Genomic DNA, 19,951 nt, shown 5'->3' on the forward strand with positions numbered 1-19,951 from the left:
CGTTCATGCCTCCAGGCAGTCCTTCAGTTTCATCAGGCCCCGCCGCAGCCAGGACCGCATCGTGTTCACCGGCACCGCGAAACGGGCCGACAGCGCCTCGTAGGACAGCCCGTCCAGATAGGCGCCGCGCACCGCCTGCGCGCGGTCAGGTTCCAGCTGGCCAAAGCAGTCGGCAATCCGGCGCGCCTCGCTGCTGGCGATGGCGCTTGCCTCGGGCGAAAGGCCCGGGGCGGCAATCGTCTCCAAGGCCGAGGCATCCTCGGTCTGGGCAGGGCGGGCGCGCAGGCGGTCGATGCAGTGGTTGCGCGTCACCGCGATCATCCAGGTCATGCCCCTTGCACGGCCGGCATCATAGCGGTGGGCGCGGGTCCAGATCCGCACGAAGACCTCTTGCAGCGCCTCTTCGGATTCGGCCCTGTTGCCCAACATACGAAGGGCAGTGCCAAAGAGTTTCGCGCTGGAGGCGGAATAGAGCTGGCGGAACGCCTCGCGGTCGCCAGAGGCCACGCGCGACAGCAGGGGCGCGAGTGGGTCAGGCTCAGCCGTGCCGGCCCCGGACGGGCCCTGCCGGTCGCTGGAATGCGGCCGCAGCTCGCTCATGCAGTCCTCCCTCGCCGCGGGCGCGGCTGCCGACAAGGTAGCGGAAGCGCCGGGCAGCGCAAGGGTGCGAGGGGCAAGTCCTTGATTGGTCAGCGCCGCCGCCGTCGCCCGCCCTCGCCGCCGGAGCCGCCGCTGTTGAAGCTGACATCGGGGAGGGTGACGACCTGCGCCAGTTCTGGGAAGGGCGCGGTCGCGTGCGGGATCGCGTTGGCGGCCACGAAATGCTCCTGGAACCGCGGCTCGATGGCGGTTTCGACCTTGTGGATGCGCTGCACGGTGGCCTCGATGGCGGCACGGGCGGCGAGGGAGCAGAGCGCGATCCGCGCGCCGGTGCCTGCTGCATTTCCGGCAGAGGAGACCTTGTCCAGCGGCGCATCGGGGATCATCCCCAGCACCATCGCGTGTTTGGGGCTGATATGGGCGCCAAAGGCGCCGGCGAGGACGATGCGGTCGACCTTGTCCACGCCAATCTCATCCATCAGCAGCCGCGCCCCGGCATAGAGCGCGGATTTCGCCAGCTGGATCGCGCGGATGTCGCCCTGGGTGACGCTGATCCGCGGGCCGCCGGTCGCGCTGGCATCGTGGAGGAGGTAGGCATGGGTGCGCCCGGTCGGCTCGCAGCGGTCGGTGCCGGTTTGTTCGGCCGAGCCGATGAGGCCCGAGGCGTCGACGATCCCGGCCATGCGCATCTCGGCCACCGCCTCGATGATGCCCGATCCGCAGATGCCGGTGATGCCGGTCTGCTGGGTCGCCTCGGCGAAGCCCGCGTCGGTGGACCAGAGGTCCGAGCCGATCACGCGGAAGCGCGGCTCTTTCGTCACCGGGTCGATCTCCACCCGCTCGATGGCGCCGGGGGCGGCGCGCTGGCCGGCGCTGATCTGCGCGCCCTCGAAGGCCGGGCCGGTGGGGGAGGAGCAGGCGAGCACCTGCCGCCGGTCCCCCAGCAGAATCTCGGCATTGGTGCCGACATCGACGATCAGCACCAGATCGTCGGAGGTCTCCGGCGCCTCGGCCAGCGCCACCGCCGCCGCATCGGCCCCGACATGGCCGGCGATCAGCGGCAGCATGTAGACCCGCGCGCCGGCATTCAGCGCGGCCAGCCCCAGATCGGCGGCCGCCAGCGTCAGGCTGCTGGAGGAGGCGAGCGCGAAGGGCGCCTGTCCCAGCTCCACCGGGTCGATCCCCAGCAGCAGGTGGTGCATCACCGGATTGCAGACCACCACCGCCTCGACAATGTCCGCGCCGGTCAGCCCCGCCTCGATCGCCAGCGCCGCCGCCAACCCGTCGATGGCCTCGCGCACCACGCGGGTCATCTCGACATCGCCGCCGGGGTTCATCATCGCATAGCTGACGCGGCTCATCAGATCCTCGCCAAAGCGGATCTGCGGGTTCATAACGCCCGAGGAGGCGAGCACCCGCCCATCCGACAGGTCGCACAGATGCGCGGCGATGGTGGTGGAGCCGAGATCAATGGCCAGCCCGCAGAGCGGCGCCTCGCGGAAGCCGGGCCAGACATCCACGATGCGGACAGAGCCATCGGCGCCGCGGTTGACGGCGACCGTCACGCGCCACTCGCCCTTGCGCAGCACGGGTTGCAGCTTGCGCAGGATGTGCAGGTCGGGGGCAAGGCCAATGACCTGCCATTGCTCGGCCAGCGCGGTGCAGAGGCGCTGGAAGTCGCCCGTCGGCTCGTCCATGCTCGGCTCGGCCACCTCGACGAAATAGCTGCGGGTGGCGGGGTCCATCACCATCACCCGGTCCGAGGCGGATTTGCGGATCACCTGCCGGTGCAGCTGGCTTTCGGGCGGCACGTCGATGACCACATCGCTTTGGATATGCGCCTGACAGCCGAGGCGGCGGCCCTCGGCCAGCCCGCGTTTCTGCTTGTAGCGCTCTTCCACCGCGTTCCAGTTGCTGAGCGCATCCGCCGCCACGGTCAGCCCGTGCTTGGGGAAGGCGCCGATGCCCGGCGTGATCTGGCACTTGGAGCAGATGCCGCGCCCGCCGCAGACGGAATCGAGATCCACCCCCAGCTGCCGGGCGGCGGCGAGCACGGTGGTGCCCGGCGCAAAGCGCCCGCGCTTGCCCGAGGGGGTGAAGATCACAAGCGCCTCTGTGGCCTCGGTCATGGAAGTCTCCGCTGGCTGCCGCCTGCCTGTTCTAAGGCGCGCGGGAGGGGGCGCCATGCCTGTTCGCGGCAGGGCAGGGGCGGGTTGCGGCACTGGCCTGCGGGTCAGGCCCCGAAACTTCAGGCGGGCCGGAAGTGCTTGGACAGCTTCAGCCCTTGCCCCTGATAGTTCGACGCAAGGTCGGCCCCATAGAGCCGCGCGGGCACCGAGGCCATGCGCTCATAGACCAGCCGCCCGACCACCTGCCCATGTTCCAGCACGAAGGGCGCCTCGTGGCAGCGCACCTCCAGCACGCCGCGGCTGCCGACACCGCCCGCGGCGGCATGGCCGAAGCCGGGGTCGAAGAAACCGGCGTAATGCACGCGGAACTCGCCCACCATCGCCAGATAGGGGGCCATCTCGGCTGCGCAGGCGGGGGGGATCGTCACCGCCTCGCGGCTGACGAGGATGTAGAAGGCGCCGGGGTCGAGGATGATGCTGCCATCCTCGGTGCGCACCTCTTCCCAGAAGTCGCGCGGGGTGTAATGGCCGATGCGGTCGAGGTCGATCACCCCGGTATGGGGCTTGGCGCGATAGCCGACGAGGTCGGTGCCTTCTGGCTTCAGGTCCACCGAGAAGCCGAGCCCTTCGGAGATCACCGCCGTGCCGCTGACCAGCGGGTCCGCCGCGTGCAGGGTGCGCAGTTCGGCATCGGTCAGCACGGCTTGGCCGGCGCGAAAGCGGATCTGGTTCAGCCGCATCCCGGGCCGGACCAGCACCGAGAAGGAGCGCGGGCAGATCTCGGCATAGAGCGGGCCGGTATAGCCGGCGGGGATGCGGTCGAACTCCACCCCGCCATCGGTGATGACTCGGGTGAGAAGGTCGAGCCGGCCGGTGGAGCTCTTGGCATTGGCGACGGCGGTGATGCCTTCGGGCAGCGCCAGCCGTTCCATCAGCGGCACGACATAGACGCAGCCCTTTTCCAGCACCGCGCCATCGCTGAGGTCCATCCGGTGCATCTCGAACTCGGCGATGCGGTCGGCCACCGGGCGGCCCTTGCCCGCCAGAAACGAGGCGCGGACGCGGTAGGCGGTGCGCCCAAGGCGCAGGTCAAGGCTGGCGGGTTGCAGTTGCGCGGGGATCACGCCCGGGTCTGCCGCGATGGCGCCCTGGTCGATCAGCGCCTGCAAGGCGGTATCGGGAAGCACTCCGGTTGCGGTCATCACTGCCCCCCTGCAGATGCACGAACGCCCGCCCCCATGCGGGAACGGGCGTTTCGATGTTGGTCGGGCCGGTGAGATTCGAACTCACGACCTTCCGCCCCCCAGACGGACGCGCTAACCAGGCTGCGCCACGGCCCGACGGCGGTGATATAGTGCGAGGCTTGGTGCGGGCGCAAGCGGCAAATCGCGGCGGCGTCATGGGAATCGTCGGCGGGGACTTGAGCCTGTCGCATCGCGGCGGCGTCAGCGCCCCCGGCCGGCGCAGTCCCGCCGGGCGCGGATCGCCTCCAGCCGGGCGTGGAGCGCGCCCAAGGCGTCGGCATGGGGGGCAAGCCGGGCAGGGTCCGCGGCGCGCAGGAGGGCGGCCAGCGGGCGCTCCACCGGGGGCTCGTCCGAGGGCGGCGCCATGTCGGGCGCGGGCTCGGGAGGGGCCGGGCGCGGATGCTCGGGCGCGTCCATCAGCGAGAAGAGGCCGGGCGGATCGCCAGCAGTCCGGCGCCGCATCAGCACGCGGGGGCGGGGCGGCTCGTCGGGTATGTCCGGGGCGGGCGCAGGATCCTCCGCGGGCTGCGCCTCGGTGGGGGCCTGCTGAGCGGCTTCCTCGGGCTCAGGCGCAAAGGCTTCGTGGGGCATCGCTGCAGGTGGGGTGGGCGCCTCAGTTGGAACGTGGGCCAAGGCGCCAGCGTCTTCGGGTTCCAGCACTTCGGACGTCAGCTCGGGAGGTAAGGGCGGCTCGACCGCCGGCTTCGCGGCATCATCCGCAGCAGCGGGTTGATGGTTCTCCGCCAGTGCGACGCGCGGGGGGGTGGCCGCCTCGGCGGGAGACGCAGCTTCGTCTTGTTCGTAAGCCGCTGTCATATCATCCGGCGGAGCGGTGCCGTGATCCTCGGCGCCCGACACGGTCTCGGCCGGTGCTGCGGCATCCGCCCACTCCCCCGCGTCCGCCGTTTCCCCCGCCGGCTCCGCCGGCGCGGTGACGGACTTCACACCATGATCCCGCAGCATCTTCTGCACGCCGCGGATCGCAAGGCCATCATCGTGAAGCAGCTTGCGGATGCCGGCCAGCAGCGCCACGTCGGCAGGGCGGTAATAGCGGCGCCCGCCGGCGCGCTTGACCGGGCGGACCTGCGGGAAGCGGCTTTCCCAGAAGCGCAGCACATGGGCTGGCGTTTCCAGCAGCTCGGAAACTTCGCTGATCGTGCGGAAGGCGGTCACGGATTTGGGGGCCGCAACCTTGTCAGTCGCAGCACTGCCTTGGGCCGCGGCTGCCACCCCAGGTTGCGCAGGTCCGGCGGAGTTTTCCATCACGCCCCCTTCGTGGCCCGGGCGGGGCCGGTCAGTTACGGTTGCCCGCCGCCACGCGATCCTTCATCAGATGCGAGGGCCGGAAGGTCAGCACGCGGCGCGGGCTGATCGGCACTTCATCCCCGGTCTTGGGGTTGCGCCCGACGCGGGCGGCCTTGTCGCGCACCGAGAATGTGCCGAAGGACGAGATCTTCACCTGCTCGCCCCGTGCCAGCGCATCGGACATGTGCTGCAGCACCGATTCCACCAGTTGCGCGGATTCGTTGCGCGACAGGCCCACCTCGCGGAAGACGGCCTCGCTCAGATCCATGCGCGTCAGTGTCTTCTCACCCATGCCGGTCCCTCCCGTATTTTGCGGCAAGGATGGGGGCAGAGGATTTCCGAGTCAATATCAATGACTTGGGGCAGGGTCTTCAACCAGCCTCGAAACGGTCTGGCGAGGGCCTGCGACGGGGCCACCGGCAAGGAATCGCCGGTGGCGCTACCAGCGCAGGACGACCGAGCCCCAGGTGAGGCCGCCGCCGATGGCCTCGGTCACGATCAGGTTGCCCTCATGGATCTGGCCGCGCTGCTTGCCGACCGACAGCGCCAGCGGGATCGAGGCGGCCGAGGTGTTGCCGTGGTCCTGCACGGTGACCACCACCCGCTCCATCGGCACCTGCATCCGCTGCGCGGTGGCGCTGATGATCCGCAGGTTGGCCTGATGCGGCACGATCCAGTCGACATCGCCCGCGGTCAGCCCGGCCTTTTCCAGCGCGAGATGCGCGGTCGAGGCCAGCTTTTCGACGGCGTGGCGGAAGACGGCATTGCCCTGCATCCGCAGATGCCCGGCGGTGCCGGTGCTGGACACGCCGCCATCGACATGCAGCAGATCCTTGTAGCGCCCGTCGGAGTTGAGGTCCGACGACAGGATCCCGCGGTCGGCGGAGGTGCCGGCGCCTTCTTCGGCCTCCAGCACCAGCGCGCCGGCGCCGTCGCCGAACAGCACGCAGGTGCCGCGGTCGTCCCAGTCCAGGATCCGGCTGAAGGTCTCGGCGCCGATCACCAGCACGCATTTGGCCTGGCCCGACAGGATCAGGCCATTGGCATTGGCGAGCGCGAATACGAAGCCGGCGCAGACCGCCTGCACGTCGAAGGCAAAGCCGCGGGTCATGCCGAGCCCGGCCTGCACCATCGTCGCCACGGAGGGGAAGGTGTAGTCGGGGGTGGAGGTCGCCAGCACGATGGCGTCGATGCGGTCCGCGTCCATCCCGGCATCGGCGAGTGCGGCCTGCGCGGCCCGGATCGCGAGGTCGGAGGTCAGCTGGCCTTCGGCCGCGATATGCCGCCGCTCGATCCCGGTGCGGCTGCGGATCCACTCATCCGAGGTTTCCAGCCGCTCTTCAAACTCGGCGTTGGGCATGATGCGGTCGGGCAGATAATGCCCGACGCCCCGGACCACGGCGCGCGTCAGTGTCATTCGGTTGTTCCGTTCAAGATGCTTCCCCCCGGCACAGCGGCAGCGCCGCCCTGCGCGGCGGCATCCTGCCGCGCCTGTCCGGCAGAGGCAACCCGCGCTGCAAGCCGGTCCTGGAAGCCCGATTGGGCCAGCAGGAAGGCGAGCTTGATCGCCGCCGAGACGCCGAGCGCATCGGCCGAGCCATGCGATTTGACGACGGTGCCGTTCAGGCCGAGGAACACGCCGCCATTCACGCGGCGCGGATCAATGCGCTTTTGCAGACGCTTGAGCGAGGTCAGCGCCAGCAGCGCCGCGATCTTGGACAGGAAGGTGGCATTGAATGCCTCTTTCAGGAAATCCGAGATCAGCTTGGCAGTGCCCTCGCCGGTTTTCAGGGCGATATTGCCGGTAAAGCCATCGGTCACGATCACGTCAACCCGGTCCGACGGCAGATCACCGCCCTCGACGAAGCCGACGAAGTCGAAGGCGCCGGCCTCGGTCGCCGCGGCGATCAGGTCATGGGCCAGCTTCAGCTCGGCCCGGCCCTTGTGCTCTTCGGTGCCGACATTGAGCAGCCCGACGCGGGGGCGCGCCAGCCCCAGCCCGTTGCGGGCATAGGAGGCGCCCATCAGCGCATATTGCAGCAGGTCCTCGGCATCGGCCTTGATGTCGGCACCCACGTCCAGCATCACGTTGAACCCTTGCGGATTGCGCGAGGGCCAGAGGCAGGCGATGGCGGGGCGGTTGACGCCGGGAAGCTTGCGCAGGCGGATCATCGACAGCGCCATCAGCGCGCCGGTATTGCCGCAGGACACCGCCACCGTCGCCTCGCCGCGCTTGACGCTTTCGACGGTGGACCACATCGAGGTGCCCTCACCGTGGCGCATGACCTGGCTGGGCTTGTCGGACATCTTCACCACGCCCTCGGCATGGCGAATCTCGCAGCGGGGCAGCAGGTCGCGGTGACGGGCCAGCAGTTTGCTCAGCTCCGGTTCCGGCCCATGCACGATGAAGGCGATGTCGGGGTTCTTCTCGGCAGACCGCACGATGCCGGCGACCACGGCAGCTGCGCCGCGGTCCCCGCCCATTGCATCGACAGAGATCACGATCCGGCCCGGGACGCGCACGGATGCGGCTCCGCTTGCGGAGCCTGCCTCGGCTTCGGCGGCGCGGACGCTGGTCGTTCCGGTGGGTTGCGACATCATCCGCGGCCAGCGCGCCAAAAGACCGGCTTACGCCGCGTCTTCGTCCAGATCGACCTCGGCAGCCTGTGCCACGACTTCGCGGCTGTCATAGGTGCCGCAGGAGGCGCAAACGTGGTGCGGGCGCTTCAGCTCGCCGCAGCTCGGGCATTCGGCGGGGTTCGCGGCGACCAGGGCATCGTGGGCGCGGCGCATGTTGCGGCGGGACCGCGTGACTCGGTTCTGGGGGACAGCCATATCTCGACCTCGGGTTCGAGGGGGCAAGCCCCCGTTTGTCTGTGGGGGCAAGCCCCCGTTTTGCTTGGGTTTCGCACCGTCATGCCAACTGGCACGGGGGGTGAACCCGTTTCGTGAATGAGGCCGGGAACATACTCGGATTCCCTGCCTGCGCAAGTCTTTTCTGGGGGCTGTCTAACCTGCTGCCGAGGGGGGCGTCCAGCCCTTGTGGGTGCATCTTTCCGGCGAGATCAGGCGGCTTGCCAGTGGCAAGCCGACCGCGTCGGTTGCCCGAAGGCGCAAGCCGCAGGGCAAGGGGGGTGAAGCTTGCACGAACGGTGCCAAATTCTGATGTGTCCGCCCAGGTGGGCACGTATGTGCCGCCCCGCAGGGCGGGCACATCAGAATTTCGTCGACGGCCGAAATTCTGGGCAGCACCATTTCATGCCAGTGCGCCGCATGAGGCTAGGAGCAGCAGGCGCTCACTCGTCCTTCTTCTTCTCCGCCTCTCCCTCGCGCTGCTTCAGCAGGTCCGCCAGCCCGGCAAAGGGCCGCAGCTTTTCCTCCACGATCGGCTCGGCCCCGGGCGGGGTGCCCTGCACCGCGCCCAGATCGGCCCCCGGCGCGCGGGGGTAGAGCGGCAGCGCCAGCGCCAGCGCCTCGGCCATCACGGCGCCAGCGTCGATCACCTGCGGCAGCGCCTCGACCGTGTCATCCTCGGGCATCTCGACCTCATCGGCCTCGATCTGCGGCATCTCGGCGAGGTAGCGGCGCTTCACGTCCTCATCGATCCGGGTCTGGACCGGGGCCAGCGTCACGATACAGGCCTGCACCACGCTGGCGCCCAGCCTGGCGGTCAGCTCCCAGTCATGGCGGCCCTTGGGCACCAGCTCGCCCTTGAAGGTCAGCTTGCGGACCTCCAGGAGGCCCAGATCCGCCGCCAGCGCCGCCAGCGCCGCCTCGTCCAGCGCCAGCGTGAAGCGGGTCGGCTTGCGCGAGGCCAGCTCTGCCACGCGGAAGGCCTGCGACCAGGGCATGTTCACAGGGGGTGTCATGGCGGGAGGCATCGGGGAACGGTCTTGCATCGTCAAGTCTCCTCATCAGTCTGTGGCTGCCGTGCCGCACCCCGCAGTGGGGGCCAAGGCCACCCCAGATCGCGGGACGGCTTGAAGACAGGGCCATCCTTGTTGTAAGCCGCTTAGGAGGCAAGTGCCGGCATGGCAAGGGCTGGACCTGATGCGGGGCGCAAGCCTGGCGGTAGGGCCGGGCGGGTTATGGCGGAGAGTTGCCGCGAACGGGCCGGAAACTGGGCCGGAAAAACTGGGCCGGGAACGGAGCCGCAAGGCAAGGGGCAGGAGCGACATGGTCGGTATCGAACGGATCGTCAGGCAGATTGTGCGCAATCTGTGGCCCTTGCTTGTGATTGGCGGGCTTGCCGCCTGCCAGCCGATCTATCGCAGCCACGGCTATGTGCCCTCGGACAGCGATCTGGCCATGCTGGTCGTGGGGCAGGATACCCGTGACACGGTGGGCGACTTCGTCGGCCGCCCGTCTTCGGCCGGGGTACTGGAGGATGGCGGCTGGTACTATGTCGGCAGCCGCTGGCGTGAGGTCGGCTGGAAAAAGCCCGAGGAGATCAGCCGCGAAGTCGTCGCCATCAGCTTCAACGAGGGCGGCGTCGTCGAGAATATCGAGCGCTTCGGGCTACAGGATGGCCGTGTCGTCACGCTCTCGCGCCGCGTCACCGACAGCAACATCAAGGGCGTGACCTTCCTTGGCCAGCTTCTGGGCAGCATCGGCAACGTGAACGCGGGCCAGTTCATCGACTGATCCCGCGTCCCGGCACCGCAAGCGCGTCAGCTGTCCTGCTCGAAATCCAGCGCCACGCCGTTGATGCAATAGCGCAGGCCCCCTGCCTCGGGCGGACCATCGGGGAAGACATGGCCCAGATGCGCGCCGCAACTGGAGCAGGTCACCTCGGTCCGGCGCATCCCGTGTGTGGTATCGACATGCTCCTCGACTGCCTCGCCTTTCAGCGGCGCGGTGAAGGACGGCCAGCCGCAGCCCGAATCGAACTTGGTATCCTTGGTGAACAGCGGCTCGCCGCAACAGGTGCACAGGAACGTTCCGGGCCCGGGGGCAAAGCCCGGATGGCTGAACGGACGCTCGGTCGCCGCCTGCCGGGTGACGCGGTAGGCAGATTCGGACAGCTGTTCGCGCCATTCTGCATCGGATTTCTGGATTTTGGGGGCCATTGGCTGCCTTTCTTCGCGCGGGATCATTGAAAGGTGTATATGGGGCTTCAATGGCAGATCCCACAGGCCGGGGCCCTGCCGCGCCAGAAGCTGTGATGGCCGCAGTTGTAAAGGACGCGCTGGATGTTGTCGCTGCGCCGGGGCCGCTACGAGGCCCGCTTTGCCGAAACCTCCGAGGATCTGGCCCGCGCGCAAGGGTTGCGCTGGCTGGCGTTTGTCGCCAATCGCGGGCTGGCCGGCGAGGCGCCGATGGGCCTTGATGCCGACGCCTTCGATGAGGTCTGCCGGCATGTGCTGGTCGAGGAGGTGCGCACGGGCACGCTGGTCTGCTGCTTCCGGCTGCTGCCGCTGGCGCGCGGGGAGGAGATCGGCCGCAGCTATTCGGCGCAGTTCTACGAGCTTTCGGCGCTGCGCGCCTTCGACGGCCCGATGGTCGAGATGGGCCGCTTCTGCATCCATCCCGCCTGGCATGACCCCGACATCCTGCGCGTCGCCTGGGGCGCGATGACCCGCTATGTCGATGAGGAGAGGGTGGAGATGCTGTTCGGCTGCTCTTCCTTCATGGGGGCCGAGACAGGGGCGCATCTGGACGCGCTTACCATGCTGGCCGCGCGACACCTTGCGCCCAAGCGCTGGCTGCCGCGGGTGAAGGCCCCCAACGTCTTCCGCTTCGCGCAGCGCCTGCGCCGCCGCAAGCCCGATGCCAGGCGCGCGATGCTGGGGATGCCGCCCCTGCTGCGCACCTATCTGATGATGGGCGGCTGGGTCAGCGACCATGCCGTGGTGGACCGCGACCTGAACACGCTGCATGTGTTCACCGGGCTGGAGATCCGGGCGATTCCGCCCGCCCGGGCGCGGCTGCTGCGGGGCGTGGCGGGGTAGGGACGACCCTTGCCGCTACTCCCAGGGCGCGGGCCCGTCCGCAAGCACCTGCCCGAACACATTCTCCCGGTGCCATGTCAGGTTGGCCGGATGCGGTGCGTCGCGTGGATCGAGCGGCGCCAGCAGCTTGCCACCCGGCGAGAGAAGGCGGCTGACCACATCGCCCGGCACCTTGTTGTGCGACACGAGGATGGTCTCGCAATCCTCGGCCACCGAGATCAGGCCGCGGTCGAACATCCAGTGCAGCGTCCCCGACAATGCCAGCCCATTGCGGACCGAGTCGCTGCCCTGGCTCTCGACCGGGCGGATATGCGCCGCCTGAACCTCTGGCCGCCCGCCCCCGTTGCGCAGGCGAAGCCCGGACAGCGCGCAGCGATAGTCATAGGCGGCGCGCACCTTCCGCCGGAAGGCGATGTCGCGATAGGGGCGGCGGGTGAGACGCTCCAGCACCGGGCGCTCGAAGATCGCCGCTTCCTCATGCAGCGCTCCCGCGCGCGCGCCATAGCGGGTCGCCTCGATCCGCTCCAGCTCTTGCGGCAATCCCAGATCAACGATCCGGGTAAAATCGGCCTCTGGCAGCCGGCGCACGGCGAGCTGCACCGCGCCGCCCTTCTTCGCCGTTCCGTCCGCCTCGGTCAGCGCCCCCTCCAGCGGCCGCCCGTTTATCAACCGGGGCACCTCGCGGTCGAAGGGAAGGAAGCTGCCGGGGTCGATCAGCGCGAGGAAGCGGCCCTCCACGCCGGGCTTGGGGATCACCCGCGCGATCCGGGCCACCGCGAAATATCCCCGCGGCCCGGCCTTCACCGGCTCGTAATAGATGATCCAGTCTCCGACCGCCTCTGAAACCGCCTTCAGGTAGCTGCGCGGGAAATCGTAGCGGGCGTCCGGCTCGTCGTCATAGATCGAGTCCGCCTTGTGCATCAGAACCAGCTTTGCCATCCGCCCGCCTTTGCCTTGTCCAAATATCCCGGGGGAGCCCGCAGGGCGGGGGGCAGAGCCCCCTCTTGCGCCCTCAGGCCGAGCAGCTCGCTCCGCCGAGCACGCAGAACTTCGCGCAATGCGGATGGTTCAATGCCACTGGCCGTGCCGCCCCTGCCAGCGTCGGGCCGAGGTCGAACTCCGGCTCGTAGGGCAGCAGAGTGCAGGCGGTGACGGTGGCGGCCTCGGCCCCGCGGCGGTGGACGACCATGCGGGAGGAGGCGCACATCACGCTGCCCGGGCTTTTGTTCAGGATGCCCCAGCAGGCGGTGGTGATCTCGGGCACCTCGGCGGCGGCGTCTATTTCGGGGAAGATTACCAGCTCCGCGGGGGCATCGGCGCGGATCGGATAGCCGCGCGCGGCGAAGAGGGCGGCGAAGCCGGCGCGCAGCTCGGCTTCCGGTTCTCCCCACAGTTGCCGGCCCGCAACCGACAGCGTGAACCCCTCCGCCGTCAGCCAGTCCATCCCGGCTAGGGACCGCTCGAAGCTGCCCGCTCCGCGCTCTTCGTCATGGCGGGCGGCGTCGAAATGGTCGAGCGAGATGCGCAGGGTCATCTGGCCCGGATAGGCGCGCTGCAGATCCAGCAGCGCCGCCTTCACCCCCGGGCGCTGCATCGGCAGCATGGCATTGGTCAGGATCAGCACCCGCAGCCCGCGCGCCAGCGCCGCCCTTGCCATTGCCGGCATCTCGGGGTTCAGGAACGGCTCGCCGCCTGTGAACCCTGCCTCCTGCAGCGGCCAGCCAAGGCTAGACGCCTCGTCCAGAAACCGCTCCACCTCGGCCGTCGTCAGATAGACCAGCCGGTCGTTGCTGGGCGAGCTTTCGATGTAGCAATGGCTGCAGGCGATGTTGCACAGGGTGCCGGTGTTGAACCACAGCGTCTCGGCCCGGGTCAGCGCCACGGTGGCGCGCGGCTCTCCGGCGGATGTCATTGCAGGGTCGCGGAACTTGCCGATATTGGCTGCGGGGCGCGTGGCAAGGTCCATCGCTGTCTCCTGTGGCTTGGGGGTGAAGGCTAACCCGATGCAGATACGGCGGAAAGCCGCAATCGGATTGCTGCGTCGCAGTAGGCGGCAGCGCCAAGCGATGCTAGACTTGGCTGGCACGGCCCGGTAGACAGGCGCCGTTAGCGCTATCAGGGCGGCAGGCCCGGGCCGCAAGGCGCGGCTTCGCAAGGCAAGCACAGGCGAGGGCAGCATGGTTTCACGCGTCATTCCGGTCGATCCCTTCGACCTCGTCCTGTTCGGGGCTACAGGCGATCTTGCCAAGCGCAAGATCCTGCCGGGGCTTTACCGGCGCTTCCATGACGGGCAGATGCCCGAAGAGGCGCGGATCATCGGCGCCGCCCGGTCCGACCTGGACGATGCCGGCTTTCGCGCGCAGGTGGCCGATGCGATTGCGGAATTTGTGGATAGCCGCCGCTCTGACCCCAAGATGATCGAGGCCTTCTTGCAACGTCTCAGCTATGTGCCGCTGGATGCCCGCGGCACCGATGGCTGGCAGCAACTGGCAGAGACGATGCAGCCCGGCCGCATCCGGGCTTTCTACCTGTCTGTCGCGCCCGCGCTGTTCGGCGATCTGGCCGAGCGCCTGCACCAGCATGACATCGCCGATGAGACCAGCCGCATCGTGCTGGAAAAACCCTTTGGCCGCGATCTGGCCAGCGCAAAGGCGCTGAATGCGACGCTGGCCGCGCATTTCCACGAAAGCCAGATCTACCGGATCGACCATTACCTGGGCAAGGAAACCGTGCAGAACCTGATGGCGGTGCGCTTTGCCAATATCCTGTTCGAGCCGCTGTGGAATTCCCAATACGTCGATCACGTCCAGATCACCGTGGCCGAGACGGTCGGCGTCGGCGGGCGCGGCAGCTATTATGACAAGTCGGGCGCGATGCGCGACATGGTGCAGAACCACCTCATGCAGCTGCTGTGCCTGATCGCGATGGAGCCGCCCTATCACTTCGATCCCGACGCGGTGCGCGACGAAAAGCTGAAGGTGATCCGCGCGCTGGATCCCATCGGCCCGGACGATCTGGTGCGCGGCCAGTACCGAGCCCACCATGATGAGCCGGGCTATGTGGAAGATGCCGAGAACCCCGCCAGCCGCACCGAAAGCTACATTGCGCTGCGCGTGCATGTGGCGAACTGGCGCTGGAAGGGCACGCCCTTCTACCTGCGCACCGGCAAGCGGCTGCGCGCCCGCGCGTCCGAAATCGCCATCACCTTCAAGGAACCGCCGCATTCGATCTTTGACGAGGCGGGGGGCGACTGGCGCGAGAACCAGCTCGTGATCCGCCTTCAGCCCAATGAGGGGATGAACCTCAAGGTGATGATCAAGGAACCGGGCCCGGGCGGGATGCGCCTTGTGCAGGTGCCGCTGGACATGAGCTTTGCCGAGGCTCTGGGGGAGAATGGGGCGGATATCCCCGATGCCTATGAACGGCTGATCATGGATGTGATCCGCGGCAACCAGACCCTGTTCATGCGCGGCGATGAGGTCGAGGCGGCATGGGCCTGGACCGACCCGATCATCGCGGGCTGGGAATCGCGCGGCGACCGCCCGCAAGGATATGACCCGGGCTCTTCAGGGCCGGAAGATGCGCTGATGCTGCTGCACCGCGACGGCCGGCGCTGGCGGGAGATCAAGGAATGAAGTTTGTCGAATATCCCGACCGCGAGGCGATGTTCATGGGGCTGGCCGACCGGCTCACCTCGGAACTGGGCGAGACGCTGCGCATGGAGGCGACCGCCAGCCTCTGCGTGCCGGGCGGCACCACGCCGGGGCCGGTGTTCGATCTTCTCTCCGCCTCGCGGCTGGACTGGGACCGCGTGACGGTGTTCCTGAACGACGAACGCTGGGTGCCGGAGATTTCCGAGCGCTCCAACGCCGGGCTGCTGCGCCGCCGGCTGCTGGTGGAGCGGGCGGCGGCGGCAACCTATCTGCCGCTTTATGCGCCGGACTCGGCGCCAGAGGAGGCGATCCCCGGGCTGGCTGCGGCGATCGAGCCACATCTGCCGATTTCCGTGCTGCTGCTGGGAATGGGCGCCGACCGGCATATCGCCAGCCTGTTCCCCGGCGCCGACCGCCTTACCGAGGCCCTGGCCCCCGATGCGCCGATCCTGCTGCCGATGCGGGCCGAGGCGGCGGGCGAGCCGCGGGTGACCCTGTCGGCAAGGGTGCTTGCAGGCGCGATGCGCATCCATATCCTCATCACCGGAGACGAGAAGCGCGCGGCGCTTGATTCTGCGCGTGCATTGCCCCCCGAGGAAGCGCCCGTCCGGGCGGTCCTTGCCAACGCGACCGTTCACTGGGCCGCCTGAGCGCCTGAAAATCTGCCGATCGGAGAGAGCATGACCATCTGGGACGAGCTGAAACGCCACCAGGAGGCAGTGAAGGATCGCGCGATCCTGTCGCTGTTCGCACAAGATCGCGCGGCGGAGTTTTCCGCCCGCATCGCTTCGGACGGCGGCGAGATGCTGCTGGATTTCTCCAAGACCAACATTGACGCGGATGCGATGGCGCTGCTGCTGTCGCTGGCGGGCGGCGCCGGTGTCGAGGCCCGGCGCGACGCGATGTTCGCGGGCGCGAAGATCAACGAGACCGAGGGGCGGGCGGTGCTGCACACGGCGCTGCGCAACCTTTCCGGCTGCGTGATGGTGGACGGGCAGGACGTGATGCCAGCCCTGCGCGCCACCCATGCGCGGATGCAGGAGTTTGCCCGCGACGTGCGCGCGGGCCGCTTCACCGGGCAGGGCGGGGCGATCACCGATGTGGTGAATATCGGCATCGGCGGGTCGGACCTCGGCCCGGTGATGGCGACGCTGGCGCTGGCGCCCTACCATGACGGGCCGGCCGTGCATTACGTCTCCAACGTCGATGGGGCGCATATCCATGACGTGCTGAAGGGGCTGGACCCCGAGACCACGCTGGTCATCATCGCCTCCAAGACCTTCACTACCATCGAGACGATGACCAATGCCGAAACCGCCCGCCGCTGGATGGCGGAAAAGGTCACCGACCCCGCGGCGCAATTCGCCGCCGTCTCCACCGCCGCCGACAAGACCGCCGCCTTCGGCATCGCGCCAAGCCGTGTGTTCGGCTTCGAGGACTGGGTCGGCGGGCGCTATTCGATGTGGGGGCCGATCGGGCTGGCGGTGATGCTGGCGGTGGGGCCCGAGGAGTTCGACGCGTTCCTTGCCGGCGGCGCCGACATGGACGCGCATTTCCGCTCTGCGCCCTTGGCACAGAACCTGCCGGTGCTGCTGGCGCTGGTCGGCATCTGGCACGCGCAGGTCTGCGGCTATGCGACCCGCGCGGTGCTGCCCTATGACCAGCGGCTGCTGCGCCTGCCGGCCTATCTTCAGCAGCTGGAGATGGAATCGAATGGCAAGCGCGTGGCGATGGATGGCTCGGACCTTACCATCGACTCGGGCCCCGTGGTCTGGGGCGAGCCCGGCACCAATGGCCAGCACGCCTTCTACCAGCTGATCCATCAGGGCACGCGCGTCGTGCCTTGCGAGTTCCTGCTGGCCGCGACAGGCCACGAGCCCGACCTTGCCCACCAGCACCGCCTGCTGATCGCCAATTGCCTCGCGCAATCCGAGGCGCTGCTGCGCGGCCGCTCGCTGGACACCGCGCTCCAGATGATGGCGGCGAAGGGCCTGACCGGGCCCGAGCAGGACCGGCAGGCGCGCCACCGGGTGTTCCCGGGCAACCGCCCCTCGACCACGCTGGCCTATCCGAGGCTGACGCCCTTCGTGCTGGGGCAGATCATCGCGCTGTATGAGCACCGGGTGTTCGTCGAGGGCGTGATCCTTGGCATCAACTCCTATGACCAATGGGGGGTGGAGCTTGGCAAGGAACTGGCGCTGGCGCTGCAGCCGGTGCTGGAGGGGCAGGCGGACGGCGCGGGCAAGGATGGTTCCACAAGGATGCTGGTGGAGTACATGCGCGGGCGGTGAAACAGGGGAGGGGGCGCTGCCCCCTCTTGCGCCTGCGGCGCAATTCACCCCCGGGATATTTGGACCAAAACGAAGAGGGGCTGCTTCGTTTTGGCCGAAATATCCTCGGGGGGTCCGGGGGGCAGACGGCCCCCCGGCTTCGGTCAGCGCGGCAGCGCCGCGGCCTCGCGGGCCAGCGCTTCCACCTTGTCCCAGTCGCCAGCCGCCAGTGCCGCCTTGGGCGCGACCCAGCTGCCGCCGGCGCAGAGCACGTTCGGCAGGCTCAGGTAGTCGCCGGCATTGGCGAGGCTGACGCCGCCGGTGGGGCAGAAGCTGACCTGCGGGATCGGGGCGCCGATGGCCTTGAGGGCAGGGGCGCCGCCCGAGGCTTCGGCGGGGAAGAACTTCTGCACGGTGAAACCCCATTCCAGCAGCAGCATCACTTCAGTCGCGGTGGCAGCACCCGGCAGCAGCGGCAGGCCCTCATCCTCGCAGGCGGCGATCAGCCGGTCGGTCGCGCCGGGCGAGACGCCGAACTGCGCGCCGGCCGCCTTGGCGGCGCGGACATCGGCGGGGGTCAGCAGGGTGCCGGCGCCGACGACGCCGCCCGGCACCTCGGCCATGGCGCGGATCGCGTCCAGCGCCTGCGGGGTGCGCAGCGTCACCTCCAGCGCTGGCAGGCCGCCGGCGATCAGCGCCCGGGCCAGTGGCACCGCATGGGCCAGATCGTCGATCACCAGCACCGGGATAACCGGGGCCAGCAGGCAGATCTCGCGGGCGCGGGTGCTGCGGTCGGCGGCGTTGCTTTCGGAAGGGGTCATGGTCGGTTCCTTGAGTCAGTCGGCGGTGAGGTCAGGATAGCTGCTGCGGCGGGCCTACACCACCACGGCGGCGCCATCGGTGGCGGCGCCCACGTTGCGGCGGAAGGCCTCGAACAGTTCACGCCCGATGCCGCTGCGGTTGGCGGTGAGGTCGGGGGCAAAGGCGGCGCGGGCGTCAAGATCGACGCCGATCACCGACAGCGTGCCCGCGACCGCATCGACGCGCAGCACGTCGCCGTCCTGCAGCCGCGCCAGCGGGCCGCCCACCGCCGCCTCGGGCGAGACATGGATGGCCGAGGGCACCTTGCCGCTGGCTCCCGACATGCGCCCGTCGGTCACCAGCGCCACCCGCAGCCCGCGGTCCTGCAGCACCGCCAGCACCGGGGTCAGCGAGTGCAGTTCCGGCATCCCGTTCGCCTGCGGGCCCTGGAAGCGCACCACGACCACGGTGTCGGAGGTGAACTCCCCCGCGCGGAAGGCGGCCTTTACCTGTTCCTGATCCTCGAAGATCCGGGCCGGGGCCTCGATCACCAGCCGCTCGGGGGCTACGGCCGAGGCCTTCATCACCCCGCGGCCGAGATTGCCGGCCAGTTGCTTCAGCCCGCCGGTCGGCTGGAAGGCGGAACCCGCCGGGCGCAGGATCCTGTCGTTGAGCGTGGCGGCGGGGCCGTCTTCCCAGACCAGCGCGCCGTCCTTCAGCTTGGGCTCGGCGGCATAGCGGGCGAGGCCGTCGCCGGCGATGGTGATCACGTCGTCATGCAGCAGGCCCGCGTTCAGCAGCTCGCCGATCATGAACCCCAGCCCGCCCGCGGCGTGGAAGTGGTTCACGTCGGCGAGGCCATTCGGATAGACCTTGGCCATCAGCGGCACCACGTCCGAGATTGCCGCGAAATCCTCGAGATCGAGCACGATCCCCGCCGCCCGCGCCATGGCGGGCAAGTGCAGCACCAGGTTGGTGGACCCGCCCGTCGCCATCAGCCCGACAAGGCCGTTCACGAAGGCCTTCTCGTCCAGCACATGGCCGGCGGGGCGGAAGTCGTTGCCAAGCGCGGTGATTGCGGCAGCCCGCTCCACCCCCGCGATGGTCAGCGCCTCGCGCAGTGGGGTGTTCGGGTTGACGAAGCTGGAGCCGGGCAGGTGCAGCCCCATGAACTCCATCAGCATCTGGTTGGTATTGGCGGTGCCGTAGAAGGTGCAGGTGCCCGGCCCGTGATAGGAGGCCATCTCGGCCCGCATCAGCTCTTCGCGGCCGATCTCGCCGGTGGCGAATTGCTGGCGGATCTTGGATTTCTCGTCATTGGGCAGGCCGGATGTCATCGGGCCCGCCGGCAGGAACACCGCCGGCACATGGCCGAAGGTGGCGGCGGCAATGATCAGGCCGGGGACGATCTTGTCGCAGACGCCGAGATAGATCGCGGCATCATAGGTGTTGTGCGACAGCGCCACCCCGGCGGCCAGCGCGATCACGTCGCGTGAGAAGAGCGAGAGTTCCATCCCGGTCTGGCCTTGGGTGACCCCGTCGCACATCGCCGGCACGCCGCCTGCGACCTGCGCGGTGGCGCCGACGGCGCGGGCGGCGGCGCGGATCACCTCGGGGTAGCGCTCATAGGGCTGATGGGCCGAGAGCATGTCATTATAGGCGGTGACGATGCCGATATTGGGGGCGCGCCCTTCCGCGAGCGCGCCCTTGTCCTCGCCCATGGCGGCATAGGCATGGGCCTGATTGCCGCAGGCAAGGTGCGCGCGGGCCGGTCCCGCCTCGGCCGCACGGGCGATCCGGTCCAGGTAGGCGGCGCGGCTGGTGGCCGAGCGGGCGCGGATGCGGTCGGTGACGGCGGCAATGGCGGGGTTCAGCGGCATGATATGTCTGGCGTCCTGGCTGTTGCGGGCGGGGCGTTCGGTTGTGTGGCCGGTGCGCAGGGGGCGGGCGGCGCAGGGCGCGCCTGCAGCATTCGGGGGCTGGGTCCAGCCTAACGCG

At 68.9% G+C, this 19,951-nt stretch carries 19 protein-coding genes and 1 tRNA gene; 5 read left to right on the plus strand and 15 right to left on the minus strand.

Going from position 1 to position 19,951, the window contains the following annotated elements; genetic code table 11:
- Positions 1-3: 3 nt before the first annotated feature.
- The 10 genes from Q8S30_RS20025 to Q8S30_RS20070 all read right to left on the minus strand — a co-directional run bounded on the left by Q8S30_RS20025 (position 4) and on the right by Q8S30_RS20070 (position 9,147).
- Positions 4-600 (minus strand): sigma-70 family RNA polymerase sigma factor, encoded by a 597-nt coding sequence (locus tag Q8S30_RS20025; RefSeq protein ID WP_305667794.1) that lies wholly within the window; start codon positions 598-600, stop codon positions 4-6.
- An 89-nt stretch (positions 601-689) separates the two neighbouring features.
- Positions 690-2,729, minus strand: coding sequence for an ASKHA domain-containing protein (locus Q8S30_RS20030; RefSeq protein WP_305667795.1), 2,040 nt, complete (start codon positions 2,727-2,729; stop codon positions 690-692).
- A 119-nt stretch (positions 2,730-2,848) separates the two neighbouring features.
- Positions 2,849-3,931 carry a 2'-deoxycytidine 5'-triphosphate deaminase gene (locus Q8S30_RS20035; RefSeq protein ID WP_305667796.1) on the minus strand — a complete coding sequence of 361 codons (1,083 nt, stop codon included), beginning with the start codon at positions 3,929-3,931 and terminating at the stop codon, positions 2,849-2,851.
- A gap of 60 nt (positions 3,932-3,991) precedes the next feature.
- Positions 3,992-4,069 (minus strand) — tRNA-Pro (locus tag Q8S30_RS20040).
- A 105-nt stretch (positions 4,070-4,174) separates the two neighbouring features.
- On the minus strand, positions 4,175-5,146 hold the full coding sequence (locus Q8S30_RS20045) for a MerR family transcriptional regulator (protein WP_305667797.1): 972 nt from the start codon (positions 5,144-5,146) through the stop codon (positions 4,175-4,177).
- 121 nt (positions 5,147-5,267) lie between these two features.
- Positions 5,268-5,570: an integration host factor subunit alpha gene (ihfA, locus tag Q8S30_RS20050; RefSeq protein ID WP_161346853.1), complete on the minus strand. Its 303-nt coding sequence runs from the start codon at positions 5,568-5,570 to the stop codon at positions 5,268-5,270.
- A gap of 147 nt (positions 5,571-5,717) precedes the next feature.
- On the minus strand, positions 5,718-6,689 hold the full coding sequence (locus Q8S30_RS20055; RefSeq protein WP_305667923.1) for a beta-ketoacyl-ACP synthase III: 972 nt from the start codon (positions 6,687-6,689) through the stop codon (positions 5,718-5,720).
- Positions 6,690-6,691: 2 nt separating this feature from the next.
- Positions 6,692-7,876 carry a phosphate acyltransferase PlsX gene (plsX, locus tag Q8S30_RS20060; RefSeq protein ID WP_305667798.1) on the minus strand — a complete coding sequence of 395 codons (1,185 nt, stop codon included), beginning with the start codon at positions 7,874-7,876 and terminating at the stop codon, positions 6,692-6,694.
- Between the two features lie 30 nt (positions 7,877-7,906).
- Positions 7,907-8,113, minus strand: a complete 207-nt coding sequence (gene rpmF, locus Q8S30_RS20065) for a 50S ribosomal protein L32 (protein ID WP_161346859.1) — start codon at positions 8,111-8,113, stop codon at positions 7,907-7,909.
- Between the two features lie 461 nt (positions 8,114-8,574).
- Positions 8,575-9,147: a YceD family protein gene (locus Q8S30_RS20070; RefSeq protein ID WP_305667799.1), complete on the minus strand. Its 573-nt coding sequence runs from the start codon at positions 9,145-9,147 to the stop codon at positions 8,575-8,577.
- Positions 9,148-9,454: 307 nt separating this feature from the next.
- Here Q8S30_RS20070 and Q8S30_RS20075 point away from each other — a divergent pair, with 307 nt between their 5' ends.
- Positions 9,455-9,922, plus strand: a complete 468-nt coding sequence (locus tag Q8S30_RS20075) for an outer membrane protein assembly factor BamE (protein WP_305667800.1) — start codon at positions 9,455-9,457, stop codon at positions 9,920-9,922.
- 26 nt (positions 9,923-9,948) lie between these two features.
- On the opposite strand, the gene msrB is transcribed toward Q8S30_RS20075, so the two are convergent.
- Positions 9,949-10,347 (minus strand): peptide-methionine (R)-S-oxide reductase MsrB, encoded by a 399-nt coding sequence (gene msrB / locus Q8S30_RS20080; RefSeq protein ID WP_305667801.1) that lies wholly within the window; start codon positions 10,345-10,347, stop codon positions 9,949-9,951.
- 123 nt (positions 10,348-10,470) lie between these two features.
- Between msrB and Q8S30_RS20085 the strand changes: the two genes are divergently transcribed.
- Positions 10,471-11,229, plus strand: a complete 759-nt coding sequence (locus tag Q8S30_RS20085) for a GNAT family N-acetyltransferase (RefSeq protein ID WP_305667802.1) — start codon at positions 10,471-10,473, stop codon at positions 11,227-11,229.
- 15 nt (positions 11,230-11,244) lie between these two features.
- Here Q8S30_RS20085 and Q8S30_RS20090 read toward each other — a convergent pair whose 3' ends face one another.
- On the minus strand, positions 11,245-12,168 hold the full coding sequence (locus Q8S30_RS20090) for an HNH endonuclease (RefSeq protein WP_305667803.1): 924 nt from the start codon (positions 12,166-12,168) through the stop codon (positions 11,245-11,247).
- Between the two features lie 73 nt (positions 12,169-12,241).
- Entirely contained in the window at positions 12,242-13,195 is a 954-nt protein-coding gene (locus Q8S30_RS20095) for a radical SAM protein (RefSeq protein WP_305667804.1), read from the minus strand.
- Between the two features lie 211 nt (positions 13,196-13,406).
- Here Q8S30_RS20095 and zwf point away from each other — a divergent pair, with 211 nt between their 5' ends.
- The 3 genes from zwf to pgi are packed head-to-tail and all read left to right on the plus strand — an operon-like array spanning position 13,407 to position 17,173.
- Positions 13,407-14,864: a glucose-6-phosphate dehydrogenase gene (gene zwf, locus Q8S30_RS20100; RefSeq protein WP_305667805.1), complete on the plus strand. Its 1,458-nt coding sequence runs from the start codon at positions 13,407-13,409 to the stop codon at positions 14,862-14,864.
- Positions 14,861-15,532 (plus strand): 6-phosphogluconolactonase, encoded by a 672-nt coding sequence (gene pgl / locus Q8S30_RS20105; RefSeq protein WP_305667806.1) that lies wholly within the window; start codon positions 14,861-14,863, stop codon positions 15,530-15,532. The genes zwf and pgl overlap by 4 nt, the downstream gene beginning before the upstream one ends.
- Positions 15,533-15,562: 30 nt before the next feature.
- On the plus strand, positions 15,563-17,173 hold the full coding sequence (pgi, locus tag Q8S30_RS20110; protein ID WP_305667807.1) for a glucose-6-phosphate isomerase: 1,611 nt from the start codon (positions 15,563-15,565) through the stop codon (positions 17,171-17,173).
- Between the two features lie 143 nt (positions 17,174-17,316).
- On the opposite strand, the gene eda is transcribed toward pgi, so the two are convergent.
- On the minus strand, positions 17,317-17,973 hold the full coding sequence (gene eda / locus Q8S30_RS20115; RefSeq protein ID WP_305667808.1) for a bifunctional 4-hydroxy-2-oxoglutarate aldolase/2-dehydro-3-deoxy-phosphogluconate aldolase: 657 nt from the start codon (positions 17,971-17,973) through the stop codon (positions 17,317-17,319).
- 54 nt (positions 17,974-18,027) lie between these two features.
- Positions 18,028-19,833 (minus strand): phosphogluconate dehydratase, encoded by a 1,806-nt coding sequence (edd, locus tag Q8S30_RS20120; RefSeq protein ID WP_305667809.1) that lies wholly within the window; start codon positions 19,831-19,833, stop codon positions 18,028-18,030.
- Positions 19,834-19,951 lie beyond the last annotated feature (118 nt).

Origin of the sequence: Frigidibacter sp. (assembly GCF_030695035.1) — a bacterium.
Classification (GTDB): domain Bacteria; phylum Pseudomonadota; class Alphaproteobacteria; order Rhodobacterales; family Rhodobacteraceae; genus Frigidibacter.

Excerpts from the sequence above, each read along its gene's own strand:
- Q8S30_RS20025 (WP_305667794.1), bottom strand. The coding sequence starts at position 600 with ATGAGCGAGCTGCGGCCGCATTCCAGCGACCGGCAGGGCCCGTCCGGG.
- Q8S30_RS20030 (WP_305667795.1), bottom strand. The coding sequence starts at position 2,729 with ATGACCGAGGCCACAGAGGCGCTTGTGATCTTCACCCCCTCGGGCAAG.
- Q8S30_RS20035 (WP_305667796.1), bottom strand. The coding sequence starts at position 3,931 with ATGACCGCAACCGGAGTGCTTCCCGATACCGCCTTGCAGGCGCTGATC.
- ihfA (WP_161346853.1), bottom strand. The coding sequence starts at position 5,570 with ATGGGTGAGAAGACACTGACGCGCATGGATCTGAGCGAGGCCGTCTTC.
- plsX (WP_305667798.1), bottom strand. The coding sequence starts at position 7,876 with ATGTCGCAACCCACCGGAACGACCAGCGTCCGCGCCGCCGAAGCCGAG.
- rpmF (WP_161346859.1), bottom strand. The coding sequence starts at position 8,113 with ATGGCTGTCCCCCAGAACCGAGTCACGCGGTCCCGCCGCAACATGCGC.
- Q8S30_RS20070 (WP_305667799.1), bottom strand. The coding sequence starts at position 9,147 with ATGACACCCCCTGTGAACATGCCCTGGTCGCAGGCCTTCCGCGTGGCA.
- Q8S30_RS20075 (WP_305667800.1), top strand. The coding sequence starts at position 9,455 with ATGGTCGGTATCGAACGGATCGTCAGGCAGATTGTGCGCAATCTGTGG.
- msrB (WP_305667801.1), bottom strand. The coding sequence starts at position 10,347 with ATGGCCCCCAAAATCCAGAAATCCGATGCAGAATGGCGCGAACAGCTG.
- Q8S30_RS20085 (WP_305667802.1), top strand. The coding sequence starts at position 10,471 with ATGTTGTCGCTGCGCCGGGGCCGCTACGAGGCCCGCTTTGCCGAAACC.
- Q8S30_RS20090 (WP_305667803.1), bottom strand. The coding sequence starts at position 12,168 with ATGGCAAAGCTGGTTCTGATGCACAAGGCGGACTCGATCTATGACGAC.
- Q8S30_RS20095 (WP_305667804.1), bottom strand. The coding sequence starts at position 13,195 with ATGGACCTTGCCACGCGCCCCGCAGCCAATATCGGCAAGTTCCGCGAC.
- zwf (WP_305667805.1), top strand. The coding sequence starts at position 13,407 with ATGGTTTCACGCGTCATTCCGGTCGATCCCTTCGACCTCGTCCTGTTC.
- pgl (WP_305667806.1), top strand. The coding sequence starts at position 14,861 with ATGAAGTTTGTCGAATATCCCGACCGCGAGGCGATGTTCATGGGGCTG.
- pgi (WP_305667807.1), top strand. The coding sequence starts at position 15,563 with ATGACCATCTGGGACGAGCTGAAACGCCACCAGGAGGCAGTGAAGGAT.
- eda (WP_305667808.1), bottom strand. The coding sequence starts at position 17,973 with ATGACCCCTTCCGAAAGCAACGCCGCCGACCGCAGCACCCGCGCCCGC.
- edd (WP_305667809.1), bottom strand. The coding sequence starts at position 19,833 with ATGCCGCTGAACCCCGCCATTGCCGCCGTCACCGACCGCATCCGCGCC.